Genomic DNA, 16,441 nt, shown 5'->3' with positions numbered 1-16,441 from the left:
GGGGGGGGGCCCTGGCCGTGGGGTCCGCCCGCCCCCGTGGCACCCCCCGGGGGGGACGTGTTGGGGGTGCGGGTCGGGCCGGCAATTGCTGCCCACCAATTATGCGGGGGCCCCCCGCTTGGGGGGGCCCCCACTATTTCTGCTTGGTTCAGTTGAACACGAAGTTCAGCTTGGAACGGCGCTTTGCCAGTCGCTTCAGCTTAAGCATTTGATTCACTCCTTTGTTTTATAAACTCGCTGGACGGAACGAATATACGACGCTTGTTGTGCGTATGACAAGTTTGTCGATTATTTATCCGCGTGTCGCGTCCGTGTCGCCGCCGCTGCCGTGGCGAGGTATAGGGTCGACTTCATGTTTAAGCTCGTCGCTCCGGATGTCTCTTTCCACCAGTCCTTCCTTGAGTCCCACCGCGAGTGGGACGGGGCTCATCAGGACGGCGCAGGGGTATTCATGGCGGACGACGTCATCACCCCCGAAGGGTTCGCGGCGTGGATTCGGCAACTGGAGGACGCCGCGCAAACGGCGGAGAAGGACGGCATTGTTCCCTGCACCTACCTCTGGATTACCGAAGGCTCACGGTACGTGGGCGCCATTGCATTCCGGCACTACCTCACCCCCGCACTCCTGAACTCCGGCGGGCACATTGGATATGGTGTCCGGCCCTCGGATCGCGGCCGGGGGGCGGCGTCATGGGCCCTGCGGGAGTTGTGTTCCCGCTTGGCTGCGCAGGGAAGGCCTGAGCGGGTTCTGCTGACCTGCGACGATACGAACGCCGCCTCCGCCAAGACCATCGAGCGTGGAGGTGGGGCGCTCGAGGACACCCGGACGGATGCGGATGGACGTCTGTTTCGGCGCTACTGGATCGATCTGGCACCTGTTCATGTTCCCGTCACCAACGGTTGTTAGGCTGCCGCGCACTACACGGCTGACCAGGAGGACCGCATGACGGAGGCAAATCCACTATCCGCATCACTGGATAATTGGTGGGTCAGGGACAACCTGCGTGAGACCATCGACCACCTGGTGGAGCTGGGATACACCATCAGCGGCGGGCAAGGCGAGGACCCGGACCTGATCGATCCCGGTGGATCCGCTGTTGAAACCTGGAACGAGGATTATCCGTACCAGGAGCGGATGACCCGCGACGAATACGAAATCGAGAAGTACCGCCTGCAAATCGAGTTGCTGAAGTTCCAGTATTGGGGCCAGGACCGCGGACTCAAGCACGTGATTGTCTTCGAGGGCAGGGACGCCGCCGGCAAGGGCGGCACCATCAAGCGCTTCACGGAGCACCTGGACCCACGCTCCGCCCGGACAGTTGCTCTCGCCAAACCTTCGGACCGCGAACAGGGCCAGTGGTACTTCCAGCGCTACATCCAGCACCTTCCCACAGCCGGTGAAATCGTCATGTTCGACAGGTCCTGGTACAACCGCGCCAACGTCGAACGCGTCATGGGCTTCTGCACCGAGGACGAATACGACACCTTCATGGGGCAGGCGCCGGTCTTCGAAAAGATGCTGGTGGACGCCGGCATCCATGTGACCAAGTTCTGGTTCTCCGTGACCCGGCAGGAGCAGCGCACGCGCTTCGCCATCCGCCAGATCGACCCCGTCCGCCGCTGGAAGCTCTCGCCCATGGACCTCGCGTCCTTGGACCGTTGGGAAGAATACACCGACGCCAAGGAACAAACGTTCCTACATACGGACTCGGACCACGCGCCGTGGATCACCATCAAGTCCAACGACAAGAAGCGCGCCCGCATCAACGCCATGCGCTATTTCCTGAACCAATTCGACTACGAGGATAAGGACACCTCGGTTGTCTACGACGCCGATCCGCTCATCCTCCGCCGCGGCCGGGACGCTGTAGGCGACTAACGCTGCAGGCGACCAAACGCCACACCACGACGTCGACACTCACCGTGAGTGCCGACGTCGTGCTCCCTATTCGGTGACCTCGTCCTCAATGACCGGGTCCTTCAACAGCAGTGCAGTGCCCTGGAAGGCGGGCAGTTCGAGGAAGAAGCTGTGGAGGTCGTCCACTTGGCCGACATTTTCGCTGCTGAAGAGGTCGTGCACGGTGGCGCCCGGGACCAGGTGCGGTGACTGGATGCTGCCGGCAATGTCCTGGTCGGAGAAGTTCAGGACGGTCACCTGGAGAGCCCCGTCGGCGAGCTGGTTGACCATGACCAGCAGTCCACGGTTGGACACGTCCGGCACGTCCAGGAGGGTGCTGGTGGCGATCCCCGACTCTTCCCGCACTGTGAGGATCTGCTGCAGACGCCGCGCGTAGGAGGTTGAGTCCTTGAGCTGTTCGGGCAACGGACCATAGAGGCTCCGTGCGCGGGGCATGCCGGCCAAGGAGGTCTTCGCGTCGGGGCTGGTGCCCATCAGGTCGTGGGCTCCGCGGTTGATCCAGCGGGTGTCGCCCTGCGAAGTGAGCTCGCGGACCGTCTCGCGGTCAATGGCTGTGATGCCCGTGAGGTCCCAGCCGGAGAGTGCGAAGACGCCAGGCTGCAGTGCGTTGTACATGGAGAGCAGGACGTGGGCGTCCAGGATCTGGACCTCTTGCTCCTTGGTGATGGCGTCCGGATCCTTGATGCCCAGGGCCGCCATGATGAAGCTGACCGTGGTGCAGGCGATGCCGTTGGTGGTAAAGACCGCGTTGTACGGTCCGTTCTCGCCGGTGAGTCGTTCCCGCATGGTGTTCTGGACCTTCTCGGCAACCTCGGCGCCGGTCAGTTCCTCACCGCCAAGTTCGAAGACGTCGTCCCTGTGCCCTGCAGCAAAGTGGAGCAGTTCATAGGTCAGTTCATCGTGGTTCTGGAGGGCGTGGACCAAGGAAGCCTGGTCCACGCCAATTTCCATGGAAAGCCTGAGCATCAGCCGCAGGAACTCGGTATCCCCGATGACCAGGGCGTAGTGGTAAGCGGGCCTTGTGATGAAGTCGTAGGAGAGGTCCGGGCCGGACTCGGACTGGATCTTGATGTCATCGATGGTGAGGTTGAGTTCCTGGAAGGAGAACCCGCCCACCTTGCGGATCATGGAACCGATCAGTTGGTTGGCTGCCTCGGACAGTGGGTGGCCCTCGGACCAGCCGGGCTCTTCCTCCGCGCTCTTTTCGACGCCGAGGAAGCCGTTGGCATCCAGCCTCAGTGCGCCAGTGCCAAGGTCCAGCAGGGAATGCAGGGCGTCGCCAACTACCAGGCGCATCCCGGCGAATGTTGGGTCGAGCCAGTTGATGGAGGGCTGGCCGGACTTGAAGTAATGGAGGTAGACCCAGCGGCGGGTCTTGCCGGTGGTGTCGACGATCGGCTTGGTGGCGCTCCAGTTGGTTTCCTTGACGCCAGGCTCATAGAAAATGACCCGCTGCAGCCGGCCGATGATGTAGCCCGCCTGCTGCAGGGCCTGCTCCGCATCGGGGCTGATGTTCACGGAGTCCTCGCCCTCGGGGACATCGGGCAACAGGTGCCAGTCCTCCTCCGGGATGTCCACCATGTGGTAGATGCCGGGGTAGTCGCGGAAGTTCATCTCAGCCAGCCGGAAGTCCGCGCCCTTGCCGGTATGCCCGGGAACGATGTCGTCAATGACGGTGCCCCCATGATCGTTGGCAACCTCGCACATCTGGCGGAACTCTTCCTCGGTGCCGAAAGCGGGGTCGATCGCCATGCTGATGCGGTCAAAGTGGCCATCAACGCTGGGCGTCTGCGACCAGCCGCGGATGCCGCCCGCCAGCTTGACCGGCCCGGTGTGCAGCCCACGGATGCCAATCTTGCTGAAGGCATCCCAGAGCTCGGGATCACCAAGGGCCGAAAGGAACGACTGGCCATCCTTGGTGATGAAGGAAAGGGGGTAGGCGGTGAACCAGACAGGTGCCCGCTCCACGGCCGCCCGGGGATTGGGCCTGGCGTAGGAGTTCTGCCACATGCTGGCCTGGCCGGATAATTGGCGGGCCATGGTGTTGGCGTCGCCCAGCATGGACTGATTCCGCAGCCAGTCCACGTACGTCTTGTTCAGGCCGTCAAACTCCAGTGAGGGGCGCGCTGCGAAGAACTGCCGCCGCCGGGCAATCGGCCTGAGGGCCTTCGGCCGGGCCGGATAGAACTGTTCGTCGAACGTGATCTCCGCTGGTTCGCTTGCTGTTTCATCGGGCGTTTCCTGGGGCGTCTCCTCCGAATTTCCTTCAGGGGTTCCGCTGATTTCTGACACGCTCTCGTTGACTGCAGGCTCCCGCACAGTTTTCTCCTTTACGTGGTCGCCGCGTCAACGCCGACCGTCCGAGGGGGTCGTTCAAGAGGTCACGTACCCGGGCATGCCCGGCTTAATCATGCTAGTCGGGGGAGCCTGCCGTTTGTCTAACCAGGGAACAAGTAAGTCTCGTTATTATGTGTCGGGTTGACGTTGGTCGCGCTGCGGTGGCCACGATGAAGCGCGACGTCGGCACTCGGGGGGGGGCCGACGTCGGGCTCGGAATCGTGCGGGCCGGGTGTGGGGCTGTCAGTACCGCCACACCACCGTGTAGGCGTAGCCGTTGCCGTTCCGGACACACCCCTCGACAAGGCGCACGTAGGAACCGAATCCGGGCCGGGCGGCATCCAGGTTCGACTCGCACGTCGCCTTCGTGTGAAACCAATAGACGTAGGTGCTGGCCGCCTCGGCCGGGGCAGCCAAAGCAATTCCACCGCCCGCCAGGATGGAGGTTGCCGCGAATATGGACGCAATCTTCTTCTTCAGGTTAGTCATTTCGATAGAGTAAGCATCCGGCCCGAGGCAGTCAACGGTCCGCGAAAGCCCCTCCGGCCCTATGGCCGGCGCCGAACAGCCATTACCGTGGCTGGTGAAGATCGGAGGACACATGAAAATTGTTGTTATCGGCGGAAGCGGCCATATTGGCTCCTTCCTCATTCCCAGGCTCGTCCGCAGCGGCCACGAGGTCATCAATATCAGCCGCGGGACCAGCACAGCATACGTTGATGCGCCCGAGTGGCAGCAGGTCCGGCAGGTCGTCGCGGACCGCCGCCTCGAGGACCGGGAGGGCATCTTCGGTGACAGGGTCGCCGACCTGGGAGCCGACGTCGTAGTTGACTTGGTGTGCTTCACGCTCGACTCCGCCACGGCGCTGGTGAACCGGCTGCGCGGCGAGGCGGGGCACCTGCTGCATTGCGGGTCGATCTGGCGTTATGGTGCCAGCCGGAAGCTGCCCATCTCAGAGGGGGCGGACTCCACCGCGGAGCCGCTGGATGAATACGGCATCCAGAAACGCGATATTGCCCGGATGCTGAAGGATGAGACGGCCTCCGGAGGGCTCATCACCACGTCCCTGCACCCCGGCCACATTGTCGGTCCCGGATGGCATCCCGTGGGGCCGCTCGGAAATTTCGATCCCTCCGTGTGGCAAAAGATCGCGGCCGGACAGCCACTGCAGATTCCGGGCAGTGGCACCGAGATGATGCACCACGTCCATGCGGACGACCTCGCGCAGGCCTTCGAGGGAGCCATCCTGAATCGCGACGCGGCAGCCGGCGAGGACTTCAACATCGTTGCACCCGCAGCTTTAACGGTTCGCGGCTACGTGGAAATCGCGGCGTCGTGGTTTGGGCGGGAACCGCACTCGGAGATGATCAGTTGGGAGGACTTCCGCCAAACCACCACGCCTGAACATGCCGACACCAGCTGGGCCCATCTCTCCCGCAACCACTGCCTCACCATCGAAAAAGCCAGGTCCCTCCTGGGCTACGCCCCCCGCTACGAGCCGGAACAGGCCGTTCGTGAGGCGCTGCAGTGGCTTATTGGGAACAACAAGCTTCAGGTTCAGGCTTCCCTTGATTCCACGGCGTAACGCTCGACGCCGGGACTCGCCTCAGTGCTGAAGGACACTAAACCTTGTCCTTCAGTGCCTCCGTGCGTTCGGTGATGAAGGCCTTTAGCGTGTCCGTTTGCTTGGCCACGTCGGACGCTGAAAGGTTGTCGCTGGTGGGCACGGAGGCGGCGATCTGGTCGAGGAGGCCCGCGGCCTTTCCACTGGCGTAGAGCTGCTGGTAGAGATCCTTGTAGGCGTCGTCGTACAAGGTTTTGAAGTCGGCCGACGCCAGGAACCGTTCCTTGAGCTCGTTCCCGCCCCGCCCTCCGCCAGCAGCTCCGCCCATCCCAGGGAACGCGTCGGAGCCCGCGGGGTCCCCGCTTGGTGGAGTGAGCCCGGATGGTGGGGTGAATCCGGATGGCGGCTGCATCCCGCCTCCGGCACCCTCACCGCCACCCCCGATGGACACCTCCTGGTCCGGGGTGGCTGTGGCGTCCCCTGCCAGGGCCAGGTTCAAGTCCCAGGAAATGATGGAGATCTTCTTGGTGTCGAGGTTGTACCAGAGGTAGTAGTTTTGTCCGGGCCCGGCCATGTCGTCCCCGTTGACCAGCAGGTTCATGGTGGCGGCATAACGCGCGAACGACTCCACGTCCACCCGCTCTGCCAGCCCCGCATCGAACTCTTCGTCGCTGGCCTCGGAGAGCCACTTGAGGAACGCCACCACCGGCTGGAAGTCAGCGGTCTCTTTGGCGTTCAGCTGTTTGAATTGTTCCTCGTAAGTGGCCAGGTCATCGCCTTGATAGGTGAAGCTGGATTCGGCATCTGCCTTGAACAGGACACCCGGGGTGTCGAAGAGGGCATCTGCGTATGTCTCGCCAGGGTTTTCCACCAACAGCCTGGTTTGGGTTGGGCCGCCGTTTACGGAATACGTGGTGTAGGCATAGCGTTGTGTGGCCTGCCCGCTGGCTTGGGTCATAGCCAGGGCCAGGGCCTCGTTCAGGACAGGCGAACCCGGGCGAAGCGAGAGTTGGGTCAGCCCCTGGTACGTCTGGTTATCCACGTATTTCCCGAAATCGATCAGCAGCGGCAGCGACTCCGGGACGTCTGAGGAGATGCCTGAGGACGTAGCATTTCCGCCGGGGCCGCTTCCATTTCCGCTGAGGCTACGAAGCGTGGAGTTCCCTTTAAGCCGCACGCCGACGGCGGAAATCATTGTTCCGTCGATGGTGATATCGGCTTTGATCCATTCTTTGGAACCATCGGCCTCATAAGCTGCGATCATTTTCGCGTACGCGGCCTCGTCCCACTGGATGCTGACCGTATGTGGGGAGCCGGCGTCGAAAAGGGTGGTGGCCGCCGTCGTGCTTGCTGCGGTGCCGGTGGAGACGCTGGTGCCGGCCGCTTGGGTCCCGGCGCCCGCGCCGCACCCTGCGACGGCGAGTGTCACGGCAAGGACGGATACGGCGATAACGGTGCGTGGTGTGCGATGCATGGACGTTGGCTTTCGGCTAGGGGTCCTTCCTAGGTTCCCTATGATGCCTGTGACTCTGCTGTGCCGTACCAGTGCGGGCTGTATGTATTGGCGTCTGTACAACAGCCACCCGAAGTCCGAAGCTTAAGGGGCCACAAGGGGGAGCTAAATGTACAAGGTGCCGAAGAAAGAAGTCACAGACAGCCGCTTGGACCATGGATTCTTCATCCTGGGCGGAGCGGCTGCCGTGTGGCTGGCGTTCCTGTTGGTGGGGGAAAGCTTCCATCTGGGATGGGGCCAGATCTGGTTCTCCGTGGTGTTCTGGGCATTCCTGGCCTATTTGCTGCTGCCACGGCTGCACCGGATTCTGACCACCATTTACGTTCCCGGCTATTTCATTGGCCGCGCACGAACCAGCGATGGCCTTCTCGGGGATCCAGTGAATGTTGCCCTTCTCGGCGCTGAGCCCCAGATCCACGCGATCATGCAGTCCGCCGGGTGGACGATGGCCGACGACGTAACGTTTGCCAGCAGCCGCCGTATTGTCAGCTCCACCATTTTCCGCCGGAGCTACACCGAGGCACCGGTCAGCCCTCTGTACCTCTTCGACCGGCAACAGGACTTTGCCTACCAACAGGAAGTGGACAACACCCCGGGCAAACGCCACCACGTCCGCTTCTGGCGTTGCCCGGAGGGATGGCTCCTGCCCGGTGGCCACAAAGTGGATTGGCTGGCTGCCGGAACCTATGACCGCAGCGTCGGTTTCTCGCTGTTCACCCTCCAGATCACGCACAAGATCGAGCAGAACACCGATGTGGAACGCGACCACATCGTTTCCACGGTTTCTGCCGTAGAGCCCGCTGTCACCGTGCAGGTCATCGAGGACTTCTCCACCGGCTATCACACACGCAACGGCGGCGGTGACTCGATTTCCACCGACGGCGACCTGCCCATTGTTGACGCACGCCGCGTGCCGGTCCCCTCCGGGCAACCGGCCAACAGGACTGACAGCCGCGATAGGCGGCCGGCCCCCACGATGATGGGCGCGGCACTGGTGGTTGCCAGGGCGGTCGCGGCGTTGGTCCTATCGATCACGCTCCTGACGTCCGGCGGAGAGCTGGATGGCATCACCTTCGATGACGCTTCCTCGGACCCTGAAACCACGACGGCGGCCCTGGTCACCGTAGCGGTCATTGTGCTGCTCTTCGGTCTCGGCGAAGTCTTCCTGGCATGGCGGATTTTCCTGGGCAGCAACGGCGCCCGGGTGATCGCCATGGCCCTCAGTTCCATCTCGATCCTGGTTCAGGCAATCGACTACTCCACGGGGACCGCGAACCTCACCTTCGAGGCGGGACTCTCCGGTCTGGCCTCGGACATCCTCGTGTTGCTGGCGCTCTCCAGCCAACGGGCCAGGGTCTACGCGAAGCGCCAACGCGTTCCGGCTCTTCCTCCGGAGCTGGTCAACCGGCGTGTGCCGTCCTGACCTTCTTTGACTTTGCGGGACCGGGACACGCCGTCCCCCAATAGCCGTCCCCGGTAAAGGATCGACGACGGCACCCACGCGAGTGCCGCCGTCGACCGTGTGGGCCGTAACCTATGCCTCCAGCGTCAGCCTGGTGGCACCGGGCTGTCGCGAGGCCTGAAGCTCCATCAGCCCGGACCGCAGTTGGGGATCCAAAGCGGCATCCAGGATGGTGAGCGCCAGGACGGTGGCGCCGTCGATGACTGCGTCGTCGGCTTCGGGCGTGATGGCGGCTGCCGTGAAGTCCGGGTGGTGGGGCACCGCGCTGCTGTTGCGGACAACCACCATGCCGTGGACAGACGGGATCACTTGGGAGACGTTGCCCATGTCCGAGGAGCCGCCACCGAAGACAGGGGTGTGATCCACGGGCCGGCCTACTGCTTCCATGTTGGCGTCCCATGCCTTACCCAGTCCGGCGTGCGTGTCCAAGGGGGCGTAGGGGTGCTCGGTCTGGCAGTGCGTCCACGTGCAGCCGGTAGCGATGGCCGCTCCCTCGAAGCAGGCGAGAACGCGCCGCTTGAGCTCGCGCCAATCGTTGAGGTCTCCGGCCCGGACCTCCACCTGCACCGTGGCGTCACCAGCGATGACATTGGTGGCGCCGCCGCCGTGCGAGATGAAGGCGTTGGTGTTGGAGTCCTCCGGCAGGTGCTGCCGCAGGACGGCCATGTTCATCAGCGCCAGGCTCGCTGCTGCTCCCGCGTTGATGGCCTTGTCCGGCGCTCCTGCGGCGTGGGCTTCGCTGCCCTTGAACTGGACCTCGAAGCGTTCCACGGCCGCCATGCTGAACGCTGATGCGCTCCGTTCCGTCCCGGTCATCCCGTGAACCATGAGCGAGAACGCGGCGTCCTCCCAGGCGCCTGCCTGCAAGAGGGACACCTTGCCGCCGCCATGCTCTTCAGCCGGAGTGCCGAGCAATTTGATGCGCAGCCCGGCGGCGTCCGCTACGGGCTTGAGGGCCAGCGCTGCGCCGACGCCTGCTGCGGCGATGATGTTGTGCCCGCATGCGTGGCCCACTTCCGGGAGGGCGTCGTACTCTGCGCAGATCACGACGGTCAGTTCGCCGCTCCCGTAGACGGCCTCAAGCGCCGTCGGCACACCATAGGCGCCTTCGATGACGTCGAAACCGCCGTCGCGCAGGACTTCGGCCGCGGCCGCCGCCGATTTGTGTTCTTCCCAGGAGACCTCGGCCAGCGCGTGGACCTTGTGGCTGAGGTCAAGGATGGAAGGCCCGACGGCGGCCACGGACTCCCGTACGGCGTCGCGCAGTGTCTGCCGTGAGGTGATGTCGATTGAAATTGTCATTGTTTTCCTCGCTGGTAGTTGTAGTCGTGTCAGTTGACGGGTTCGAGGGCGTCGCCTGCCCGGGGTGCGGCCACGGCTGGTGCGGCCATTTCCTTTGGTGGTGCAGCCTGACGGATGAACAGGACGGCGATGGCGAAGAGCACGCAAAGGCCTGCACAGATCCACCACACGGCGTGGAAGGAGAACTCGGTTGCGGCGCGTGTTCCCGTAGCCGTCGGGGTTGTGAGAGCGGACATCAGCAGCGCGAACAGCGCTCCGGCAACACCGCCGGCAGCGGTACGGGCGGTGTTATACAGGCCGGACGCGATCCCCACAGAATCCGCCGCCGCGCGCTGGACCACCAAGGTTGGCAGGGTGCCACTGACCAGTCCTGTACCGAAGCCGGCAATCACCAGCCACGTGGAGAAGGTCACCAGGCTGCCCGGCGTCAGGATCATGAGGGCATAGGCCACGGCGCCGAGCGCTCCGCCGAGGGCAACGGTGCGGGTGCCGCCCAAGGCGCGGGAAACGCGGTCGCCGAGGGAAGCCCCAAGGAAGGCGGCCAAGGCCATAATGCTGAGCATGGTTCCGGCAGCAGAAGCTGCGGCACCGAAGCCAAAGCCCAAGGTGGCGGGATCAGAGCGCAGATACACGGAGATGGGTGCCTGTGCTCCGAACAGCTGCGCCCCAAACAGGAACGCGACCACGATCGGCAGCCCAATTCCACCGCGCAAGAGCATGGTGAGGTCTACCAGAGGGTGTTCGATCCGGCGGGCGGAAACCACCCAGGCAGCCAGGAGCGCAACACCGGCCGCCATCGCAAGGGCAGTCGTCGTTGGCGGCCAGGTCGCCAGGTTCGAGGCTCCTCCAAGCAGGGCAACCAGCCCGGCTCCAAGAAGCGCGGCCCCCAGGTAGTCCACCCGCCCTTTGCTCCGCAGCGGGGTCTCCTTGACGAACATGGCGATGCCCGGGATGCACAGGGCCATGAAGATTGCGGGCATGAGCAAGGTGATGGACAGGCTCCCCGTGGCGTCGAGGACGAGGCCTCCGAGGAATCCGCCGATCGTGGCGCCGAGGGTCAGCGCGGCGACCAGCCGGCCGATGCTCCGACCCGAGCGTTCCGAATCGCGCTGGTGGACGATGGCGAATTCCAGGGGGAGGAACACTGCCAGTGGCGCCTGGATGGCCCGGCCCAGCAGGAACAACTCGTAGTTGGGGGCAAACGCCACAAGCACTGAGGCCGCGGCGACAATTGCCGTGGAGATCATGAGGATTCGCTTGTGGCCGTGGATGTCGCCGAGCTTGGACAGCAGCGGGACTACCAAGACGGTAGCCAGCAAGTACGCGGCGCTGATCCAGTTCAGCGAGGCAGCCGAAACTCCATGGTGTTCACCGATGGACGAGAACAAAGGATTCAGCCAGCCCTGAAGAATGCCGCTGCCGAGCTCCATGACCACCAGGAAGCCGACGGCTCCTGCGGCCTTGGTGGAAGTCTGCGCAGTTGTACGCATGTGCGCTCCGATGTGTGAAGTGAACGGGATCACAACATCATGGAAGTGCCGTGTTTCCGTTGGATGAAATCGCAGGTATTCATGAATATCCTTATCTTCATGCAGGAATACATGCTCGATCCCCTTGAGGAACGCATCATCCATGCTCTTCAGATTGAAGGCCGCGCCCCGTGGAGCGAACTGGCTCCGGTGATCGGCGTGGACCCCGTAACGCTGGCAAGGCGATGGGACTCGCTGCGGGAACGTGGACTCGCCTGGGTGACCGGCATCTTCCCCAGTGGGGCCTCGGCGCTCATCGACATCACCTGCATCCCGCAACAAATCGGTGACGTGGCCCGGCAAATTACCCGGATTCCCTCCGTGCTGACCCTCGACCACACCTCCGGCGGGCGCGACCTTCTGGCGACCATGCTCGCGGACAACCCTTTGGCCATCTGGGATGCGGTCACAAATCAGATCGGTGCGCTCGAGGGCGTCCGGAACACCCAGACGCATCTGGTCACGGAAATGGTGATGGAGGCGTCCGACTGGCGATTGCGCGCGCTGACTCCACCCGAAGTGGCCAAAGTACCCAAACCGCGCCCGCCCCGGACAAGGGCCCCGCGGACGGTGCACCCCGACGTCGAAGCGGCCCTACGGCACTGCCTCACCGAGGACGGAAGGCGGCCCGTCAGCCACATCGCCGCAGAACACGGCCTCAGCGAGCAGCGGGTCGCAGATGGGCTGGCCCGCTTGCGGGCCGACGGGCTGCTCCGCATTCGTACCGATGTTGCCCGGAGCGTCACAGGCTGGCCCGTCTATGCCTGGTACTTCATGCGCACAGCCGCCAAGCACATCCAGCAGATACGCGGGCTGATGGCCCGGATCCCGGAAGCCCGCACTGCGCTCGCAGTGGCCAGCCAGTACAACCTGGTGGTCGCCGTATGGCTGAGGGAGCTGACCGATGTGATGCGCTTCGAGGCAGCTCTGGAAGCGGCCGTTCCCAGCGCGAGGATTGTGGATCGCAGCGTGGTGTTCAGGATGAGCAAGCACCTGGGGCGTTTGATTGATGACGACGGAGCGGCGACTCTCGGTTTCATTCACCCCTGGACGACGCCGGATGGGTCACCCGAACGTGGCTCGCGGCCTGCTTCTGGGGTTAAGTAGAGCTAAACCGTAGGAGGTTCCTGTGCTTGATATCCGTCGGCTGCACATCCTCAAGACCCTTGAGCTTGAAGGCACCATGACAGCGGCCGCTGCCAAGCTGCACATGACTACCTCGGCCGTGAGCCAGCAGCTGGCGGTGCTTGAACGGGAAGCCGGACTGCCGCTCCTTGTCCGCGCCGGACGGAAGGTTCGGCTCACCGAAGCCGGCACTATGTTGGTTGGCCACTACGGCCGCATCGCCTCTGAGGTGGAATCCGCCGAAGCCAACCTGAAGAAGTTCCTTACTGATGTCCGTGGCCGGCTTGCCATCAGCGCCTTCCCCAGCTTTTGCAGCACGGTATTGCCCGCTGCCGTGATGTCCCTGCAGACGAACTATCCGCGCCTGGACGTGACCGTCTCCGACCTTGAGCCGTTCGAAAGCGTCGCACAATTGCGCGCCGGGCACATCGATGTCGCGGTAGTGGACGACCTGCACGAAATACAGGACGAAGGGCTCGTGAAGACCGTTTTGGCGCGTGACGAAATCATCCTCTGTCTTCCCGGGGGCAGGCAGGCGACGGAGGCGGTGACCCTGTCCGACTTCGCGGCTGATCGGTGGATCCTTGACCAGCAGGGCAGTGTGTTCGAGCAGTTCGTGCGCCAAACGTGCCGCGACTCGGGCTTCGAGCCGAACGTTGTCGCGAACTGCCGAAACCTCATGGCCACACTGGGGTTGGTCCGTGGCGGTCTCGGGGTCGCGTTGATGAGTGAGTTGAACCTCGGGCGGGAAACGGAGGATTTGGTAGTCCGCCGGGTGGAGCCGAGCTGTGGCCGCAACATCATCGTCTTGAACCGGACCGCCAGCAAGGAATCACCAGCCGTTGCTGCCGTCCTTGAAGAACTCAGGATCGCCGTGGAAGCACGCCCCACTGCCTGATGCAGCGCACTACGGTACAGGATCGTTAAGCTGCGCTTCACATCGAGTTCAGAAGTTCCCGATAGACGCTGACCCGATCCGCCCTCAAGCTGGGAAGAGACCCCCAACCCTTTACCCCGCGGAGGAACGCCATGGCCTTGAGCGCCCTTGATCTGTTTTCGATCGGGATCGGCCCGTCGTCGTCCCACACGGTCGGCCCGATGCGGGCTGCCCGCACCTTCGTTGAAACCCTTGCCGCTGAAGGCATGCTCGACGCCGTTGATCGCCTTCACGCCGGACTGTTCGGTTCACTGGGGGCTACTGGAAGAGGCCACGGCTCGGACAAAGCTGTCATCCTGGGGTTCATGGGAGAGTCGCCCGAAACGGTGGATACCGTGACGGCGGACCAGAGGGTCGAGGAGGCCACAGAATCCAGGAAACTCCTCATCGGTCAACGCCGGATGATCCCCTTCAACCGGGGCAAGGACGTCACGCTCCACCTGCGCCAATCCCTGCCGGCCCATCCCAACGGCATGAGGTTCCAGGCCTTCGACCACGACGGAAACGTGCTCGCCGAGCAGACGTGCTACTCGGTGGGCGGCGGTTTCGTGGTGGACGAAGGCTCGGTGGGGGCCAAGCCGCAGAACGACGTCCAGCTCCGGTTCCCGTTCACCAGCGCCGAGGAGTTGTTGTCCCATTGCGACCGCGAAGGCCTGTCCATCAGTGACATTATGCTGGCCAACGAGCGTGCCTGGCGCAGCGATGAGGAAACCCGCACTGAGTTGCTCCACATCTGGGACACCATGAAGGAATGCGTGGAACGCGGCTGTCGCCGCCCGGAAGAGCACCTGCCCGGCAGCCTCAAGGTCCGCCGTCGTGCGCCCCGTTTGTTGGCTGACCTGCAGGCGAAAGACGACACCAGCGATCCCCTTCGCGCCGTGGACTGGATCAACCTTTTCGCGTTGGCGGTCAATGAAGAGAACGCAACGGGCGGAAGAGTGGTCACGGCGCCCACCAACGGAGCTGCGGGCATCATCCCTGCCGTCCTGCACTACTACATGATGTTCACGCCCGGGGCGACGGAGGATTCGGTGGTGCGGTTCCTGCTCACGGCGGCCGCCATCGGTGTTCTCTTCAAGGAGAACGCCTCCATCTCGGGTGCCGAAGTCGGGTGCCAGGGAGAGGTGGGATCGGCGTGCTCCATGGCGGCCGGGGCGTTGTGCGAGATCCTCGGCGGCACGCCCCAGCAGGTTGAGAACGCTGCGGAAATCGGGATCGAACACAACCTCGGGCTGACATGCGACCCCGTGGGCGGCCTGGTGCAAATACCGTGCATCGAGCGCAACGCCATGGCCAGCAACAAAGCCATCAATGCGGCCAGGATCAGCCTTCGCGGCGACGGTATCCATCACGTCTCGCTGGATGCCGCCATCAAAACCATGCGCGAGACCGGCGCGGACATGAAGAGCAAGTACAAGGAGACCTCGCGGGGAGGCCTGGCCGTCAATGTCATAGCGTGCTGACGTCACCTGGCCCGGCGGTCGTTTCCTGACCGATAGGGTTAATCCGTTCCCAGTCAGCCTGCGTCACCAGCCGGCATTCCAGAGTTACGGATTGAGGAAAACGGTGTGGACGGAGTCCTTCAGGGTTTCTTTGTGGTCGGTGTTGTGCTGCTCATTGGCTACATCCTTGGCAGAACCAAGACGTTGGGTCCCGAGGGCAGCAAAGTCCTCTCCACGCTGACGTTCATGGTGGGGCTGCCCTGCCTGATGTTTTCGGCGATTGCCTCGCGCCACATTTCAGATGTCCTCAGCGCCACCGGCCTGATTTCCGTAGTCACGGCGGTGGCGGTCATGCTCGTGTTTACCGTGGCGGGCCTCATTGGCCGCTGGGGTGTCCGGCGGACCACCATTGGCGCGCTGTCCGTGGGAATCGTGAACTCCACCAATCTGGGCGTTCCTCTGTCCCTTTACATCCTCGGCAGCGCCACCTACGTCACGCCCATCATGCTGTTTCAATTGGCCATCGTCACGCCCATTGCCCTGACCATCCTGGACCTCACGGATCCGGCGGGCAAACACGTCTCCATCTGGCGCGTGCTGTCCATCCCCTTCCGCAACCCGGTCACAGTTGCCGCGATTCTTGGGATCGTGGTGAGTGCCTTGGGGATTGAACTGCCCCGCCTGGTTCTGGATCCGTTGGCGCTGGTTGCCCAGTTGGCTGTCCCCCTGATGCTGATCATCTTCGGCATGTCCCTTCACGGATTGTCAGTGCGCCCCGGCATCGGAGACCGCGTCCCCACCACTATTGCCGTCATTCTTAAGTCGGCAGTCCAGCCTGTGCTCGCATGGATCCTGGCCGCCTTCGTCTTCCACCTGGACCCCTTCAGCACATTCGTGGTCACGGCGTGTGCCATCCTTCCCACCGGCCAGAACGTGGTCCTCTATGCTGTCCGCTACGGCGTGGGCCAAGGGATTGCCCAGTCAACGGCGGTGTTCACCAGCATCTTGGCCATACCGCTGCTGCTGGGGGCGGCCTGGCTGTTCGGCTAGGCCCAACAGCTGTCCATCTGGCTGGGCCTCCAACACCAACTTTGAAACATGACGGAGCTCGACATGCCGTCAGTCGCGGCGTGTCGGAGTGGTTTCAGATCCAAAGTGGGTGGTGGCGGCACGCAGTGGGAAGCCAGCCACCGCTTAAGGCTCGACGGGGGGGGGGGGGGGGGGGGGGGCGCGGGGGGCGGGCCCGGGGGGGGGGGGGGGGGGGGGGCCCCCCCCCCCGCGGGGGGGGGGGGGGGGGGGGGGGGGGGGGGGG

Annotated in this window: 13 protein-coding genes; 8 read left to right on the top strand and 5 right to left on the bottom strand. The window is 63.6% G+C overall.

Annotated features, from left to right (window positions below):
* The first annotated feature begins 352 nt into the window (after positions 1-352).
* Positions 353-907 carry a GNAT family N-acetyltransferase gene (locus LN996_RS21195; protein ID WP_231342921.1) on the top strand — a complete coding sequence of 185 codons (555 nt, stop codon included), beginning with the start codon at positions 353-355 and terminating at the stop codon, positions 905-907.
* Positions 908-943: 36 nt separating this feature from the next.
* A complete protein-coding gene (gene ppk2, locus LN996_RS21190; RefSeq protein WP_231342919.1) occupies positions 944-1,879 on the top strand; it encodes a polyphosphate kinase 2 in 936 nt (311 codons plus the stop codon).
* A gap of 66 nt (positions 1,880-1,945) precedes the next feature.
* On the opposite strand, the gene treS is transcribed toward ppk2, so the two are convergent.
* Positions 1,946-4,237, bottom strand: coding sequence for a maltose alpha-D-glucosyltransferase (gene treS, locus LN996_RS21185; RefSeq protein ID WP_231342917.1), 2,292 nt, complete (start codon positions 4,235-4,237; stop codon positions 1,946-1,948).
* A 261-nt stretch (positions 4,238-4,498) separates the two neighbouring features.
* Positions 4,499-4,744, bottom strand: coding sequence for a hypothetical protein (locus tag LN996_RS21180; RefSeq protein WP_231342913.1), 246 nt, complete (start codon positions 4,742-4,744; stop codon positions 4,499-4,501).
* Between the two features lie 112 nt (positions 4,745-4,856).
* On the opposite strand from LN996_RS21180, the gene LN996_RS21175 reads away from it, so the two are divergent.
* Entirely contained in the window at positions 4,857-5,840 is a 984-nt protein-coding gene (locus LN996_RS21175; RefSeq protein ID WP_231342912.1) for an NAD(P)-dependent oxidoreductase, read from the top strand.
* 37 nt (positions 5,841-5,877) lie between these two features.
* On the opposite strand, the gene LN996_RS21170 is transcribed toward LN996_RS21175, so the two are convergent.
* Complete coding sequence (locus LN996_RS21170; RefSeq protein ID WP_231342911.1) at positions 5,878-7,293, bottom strand: CotH kinase family protein; 1,416 nt, start codon at positions 7,291-7,293, stop codon at positions 5,878-5,880.
* 148 nt (positions 7,294-7,441) lie between these two features.
* On the opposite strand from LN996_RS21170, the gene LN996_RS21165 reads away from it, so the two are divergent.
* Entirely contained in the window at positions 7,442-8,755 is a 1,314-nt protein-coding gene (locus LN996_RS21165) for an LssY C-terminal domain-containing protein (RefSeq protein WP_231342909.1), read from the top strand.
* A gap of 111 nt (positions 8,756-8,866) precedes the next feature.
* Here the strand turns inward: LN996_RS21165 and LN996_RS21160 are convergent, their stop codons facing one another.
* Positions 8,867-10,096 (bottom strand): amidohydrolase, encoded by a 1,230-nt coding sequence (locus LN996_RS21160; protein WP_231342907.1) that lies wholly within the window; start codon positions 10,094-10,096, stop codon positions 8,867-8,869.
* A 29-nt stretch (positions 10,097-10,125) separates the two neighbouring features.
* The gene (locus LN996_RS21155; RefSeq protein ID WP_231342905.1) at positions 10,126-11,586 is read right to left on the bottom strand and encodes an MFS transporter; all 1,461 of its coding nucleotides are present in this window, start codon (positions 11,584-11,586) and stop codon (positions 10,126-10,128) included.
* Between the two features lie 81 nt (positions 11,587-11,667).
* On the opposite strand from LN996_RS21155, the gene LN996_RS21150 reads away from it, so the two are divergent.
* The 4 genes from LN996_RS21150 (at position 11,668) to LN996_RS21135 (ending at position 16,179) form a co-directional block, all read left to right on the top strand.
* Positions 11,668-12,732: an Lrp/AsnC family transcriptional regulator gene (locus LN996_RS21150; RefSeq protein ID WP_231342902.1), complete on the top strand. Its 1,065-nt coding sequence runs from the start codon at positions 11,668-11,670 to the stop codon at positions 12,730-12,732.
* A gap of 22 nt (positions 12,733-12,754) precedes the next feature.
* Positions 12,755-13,648, top strand: a complete 894-nt coding sequence (locus LN996_RS21145; protein ID WP_231342900.1) for a LysR family transcriptional regulator — start codon at positions 12,755-12,757, stop codon at positions 13,646-13,648.
* 131 nt (positions 13,649-13,779) lie between these two features.
* Positions 13,780-15,150, top strand: a complete 1,371-nt coding sequence (locus LN996_RS21140; protein WP_231342898.1) for an L-serine ammonia-lyase — start codon at positions 13,780-13,782, stop codon at positions 15,148-15,150.
* A 105-nt stretch (positions 15,151-15,255) separates the two neighbouring features.
* Positions 15,256-16,179, top strand: coding sequence for an AEC family transporter (locus LN996_RS21135; RefSeq protein WP_231342896.1), 924 nt, complete (start codon positions 15,256-15,258; stop codon positions 16,177-16,179).
* The last annotated feature ends 262 nt before the right edge of the window (positions 16,180-16,441 follow it).

It is taken from the genome of Arthrobacter sp. AK01 (genome assembly GCF_021109375.1).
Classification (GTDB): Bacteria; Actinomycetota; Actinomycetes; order Actinomycetales; family Micrococcaceae; genus Arthrobacter.
Note: the sequence above shows the minus strand (reverse complement) of the source record. Positions and strands in the feature narration are given on the sequence as shown.

Bases quoted from the DNA above. Each gene is read 5' to 3' on its own strand.
- LN996_RS21195 (WP_231342921.1), top strand. From the start codon at position 353: ATGTTTAAGCTCGTCGCTCCGGATGTCTCTTTCCACCAGTCCTTCCTT.
- ppk2 (WP_231342919.1), top strand. From the start codon at position 944: ATGACGGAGGCAAATCCACTATCCGCATCACTGGATAATTGGTGGGTC.
- LN996_RS21180 (WP_231342913.1), bottom strand. From the start codon at position 4,744: ATGACTAACCTGAAGAAGAAGATTGCGTCCATATTCGCGGCAACCTCC.
- LN996_RS21175 (WP_231342912.1), top strand. From the start codon at position 4,857: ATGAAAATTGTTGTTATCGGCGGAAGCGGCCATATTGGCTCCTTCCTC.
- LN996_RS21170 (WP_231342911.1), bottom strand. From the start codon at position 7,293: ATGCATCGCACACCACGCACCGTTATCGCCGTATCCGTCCTTGCCGTG.
- LN996_RS21165 (WP_231342909.1), top strand. From the start codon at position 7,442: ATGTACAAGGTGCCGAAGAAAGAAGTCACAGACAGCCGCTTGGACCAT.
- LN996_RS21160 (WP_231342907.1), bottom strand. From the start codon at position 10,096: ATGACAATTTCAATCGACATCACCTCACGGCAGACACTGCGCGACGCC.
- LN996_RS21155 (WP_231342905.1), bottom strand. From the start codon at position 11,586: ATGCGTACAACTGCGCAGACTTCCACCAAGGCCGCAGGAGCCGTCGGC.
- LN996_RS21150 (WP_231342902.1), top strand. From the start codon at position 11,668: ATGAATATCCTTATCTTCATGCAGGAATACATGCTCGATCCCCTTGAG.
- LN996_RS21140 (WP_231342898.1), top strand. From the start codon at position 13,780: ATGGCCTTGAGCGCCCTTGATCTGTTTTCGATCGGGATCGGCCCGTCG.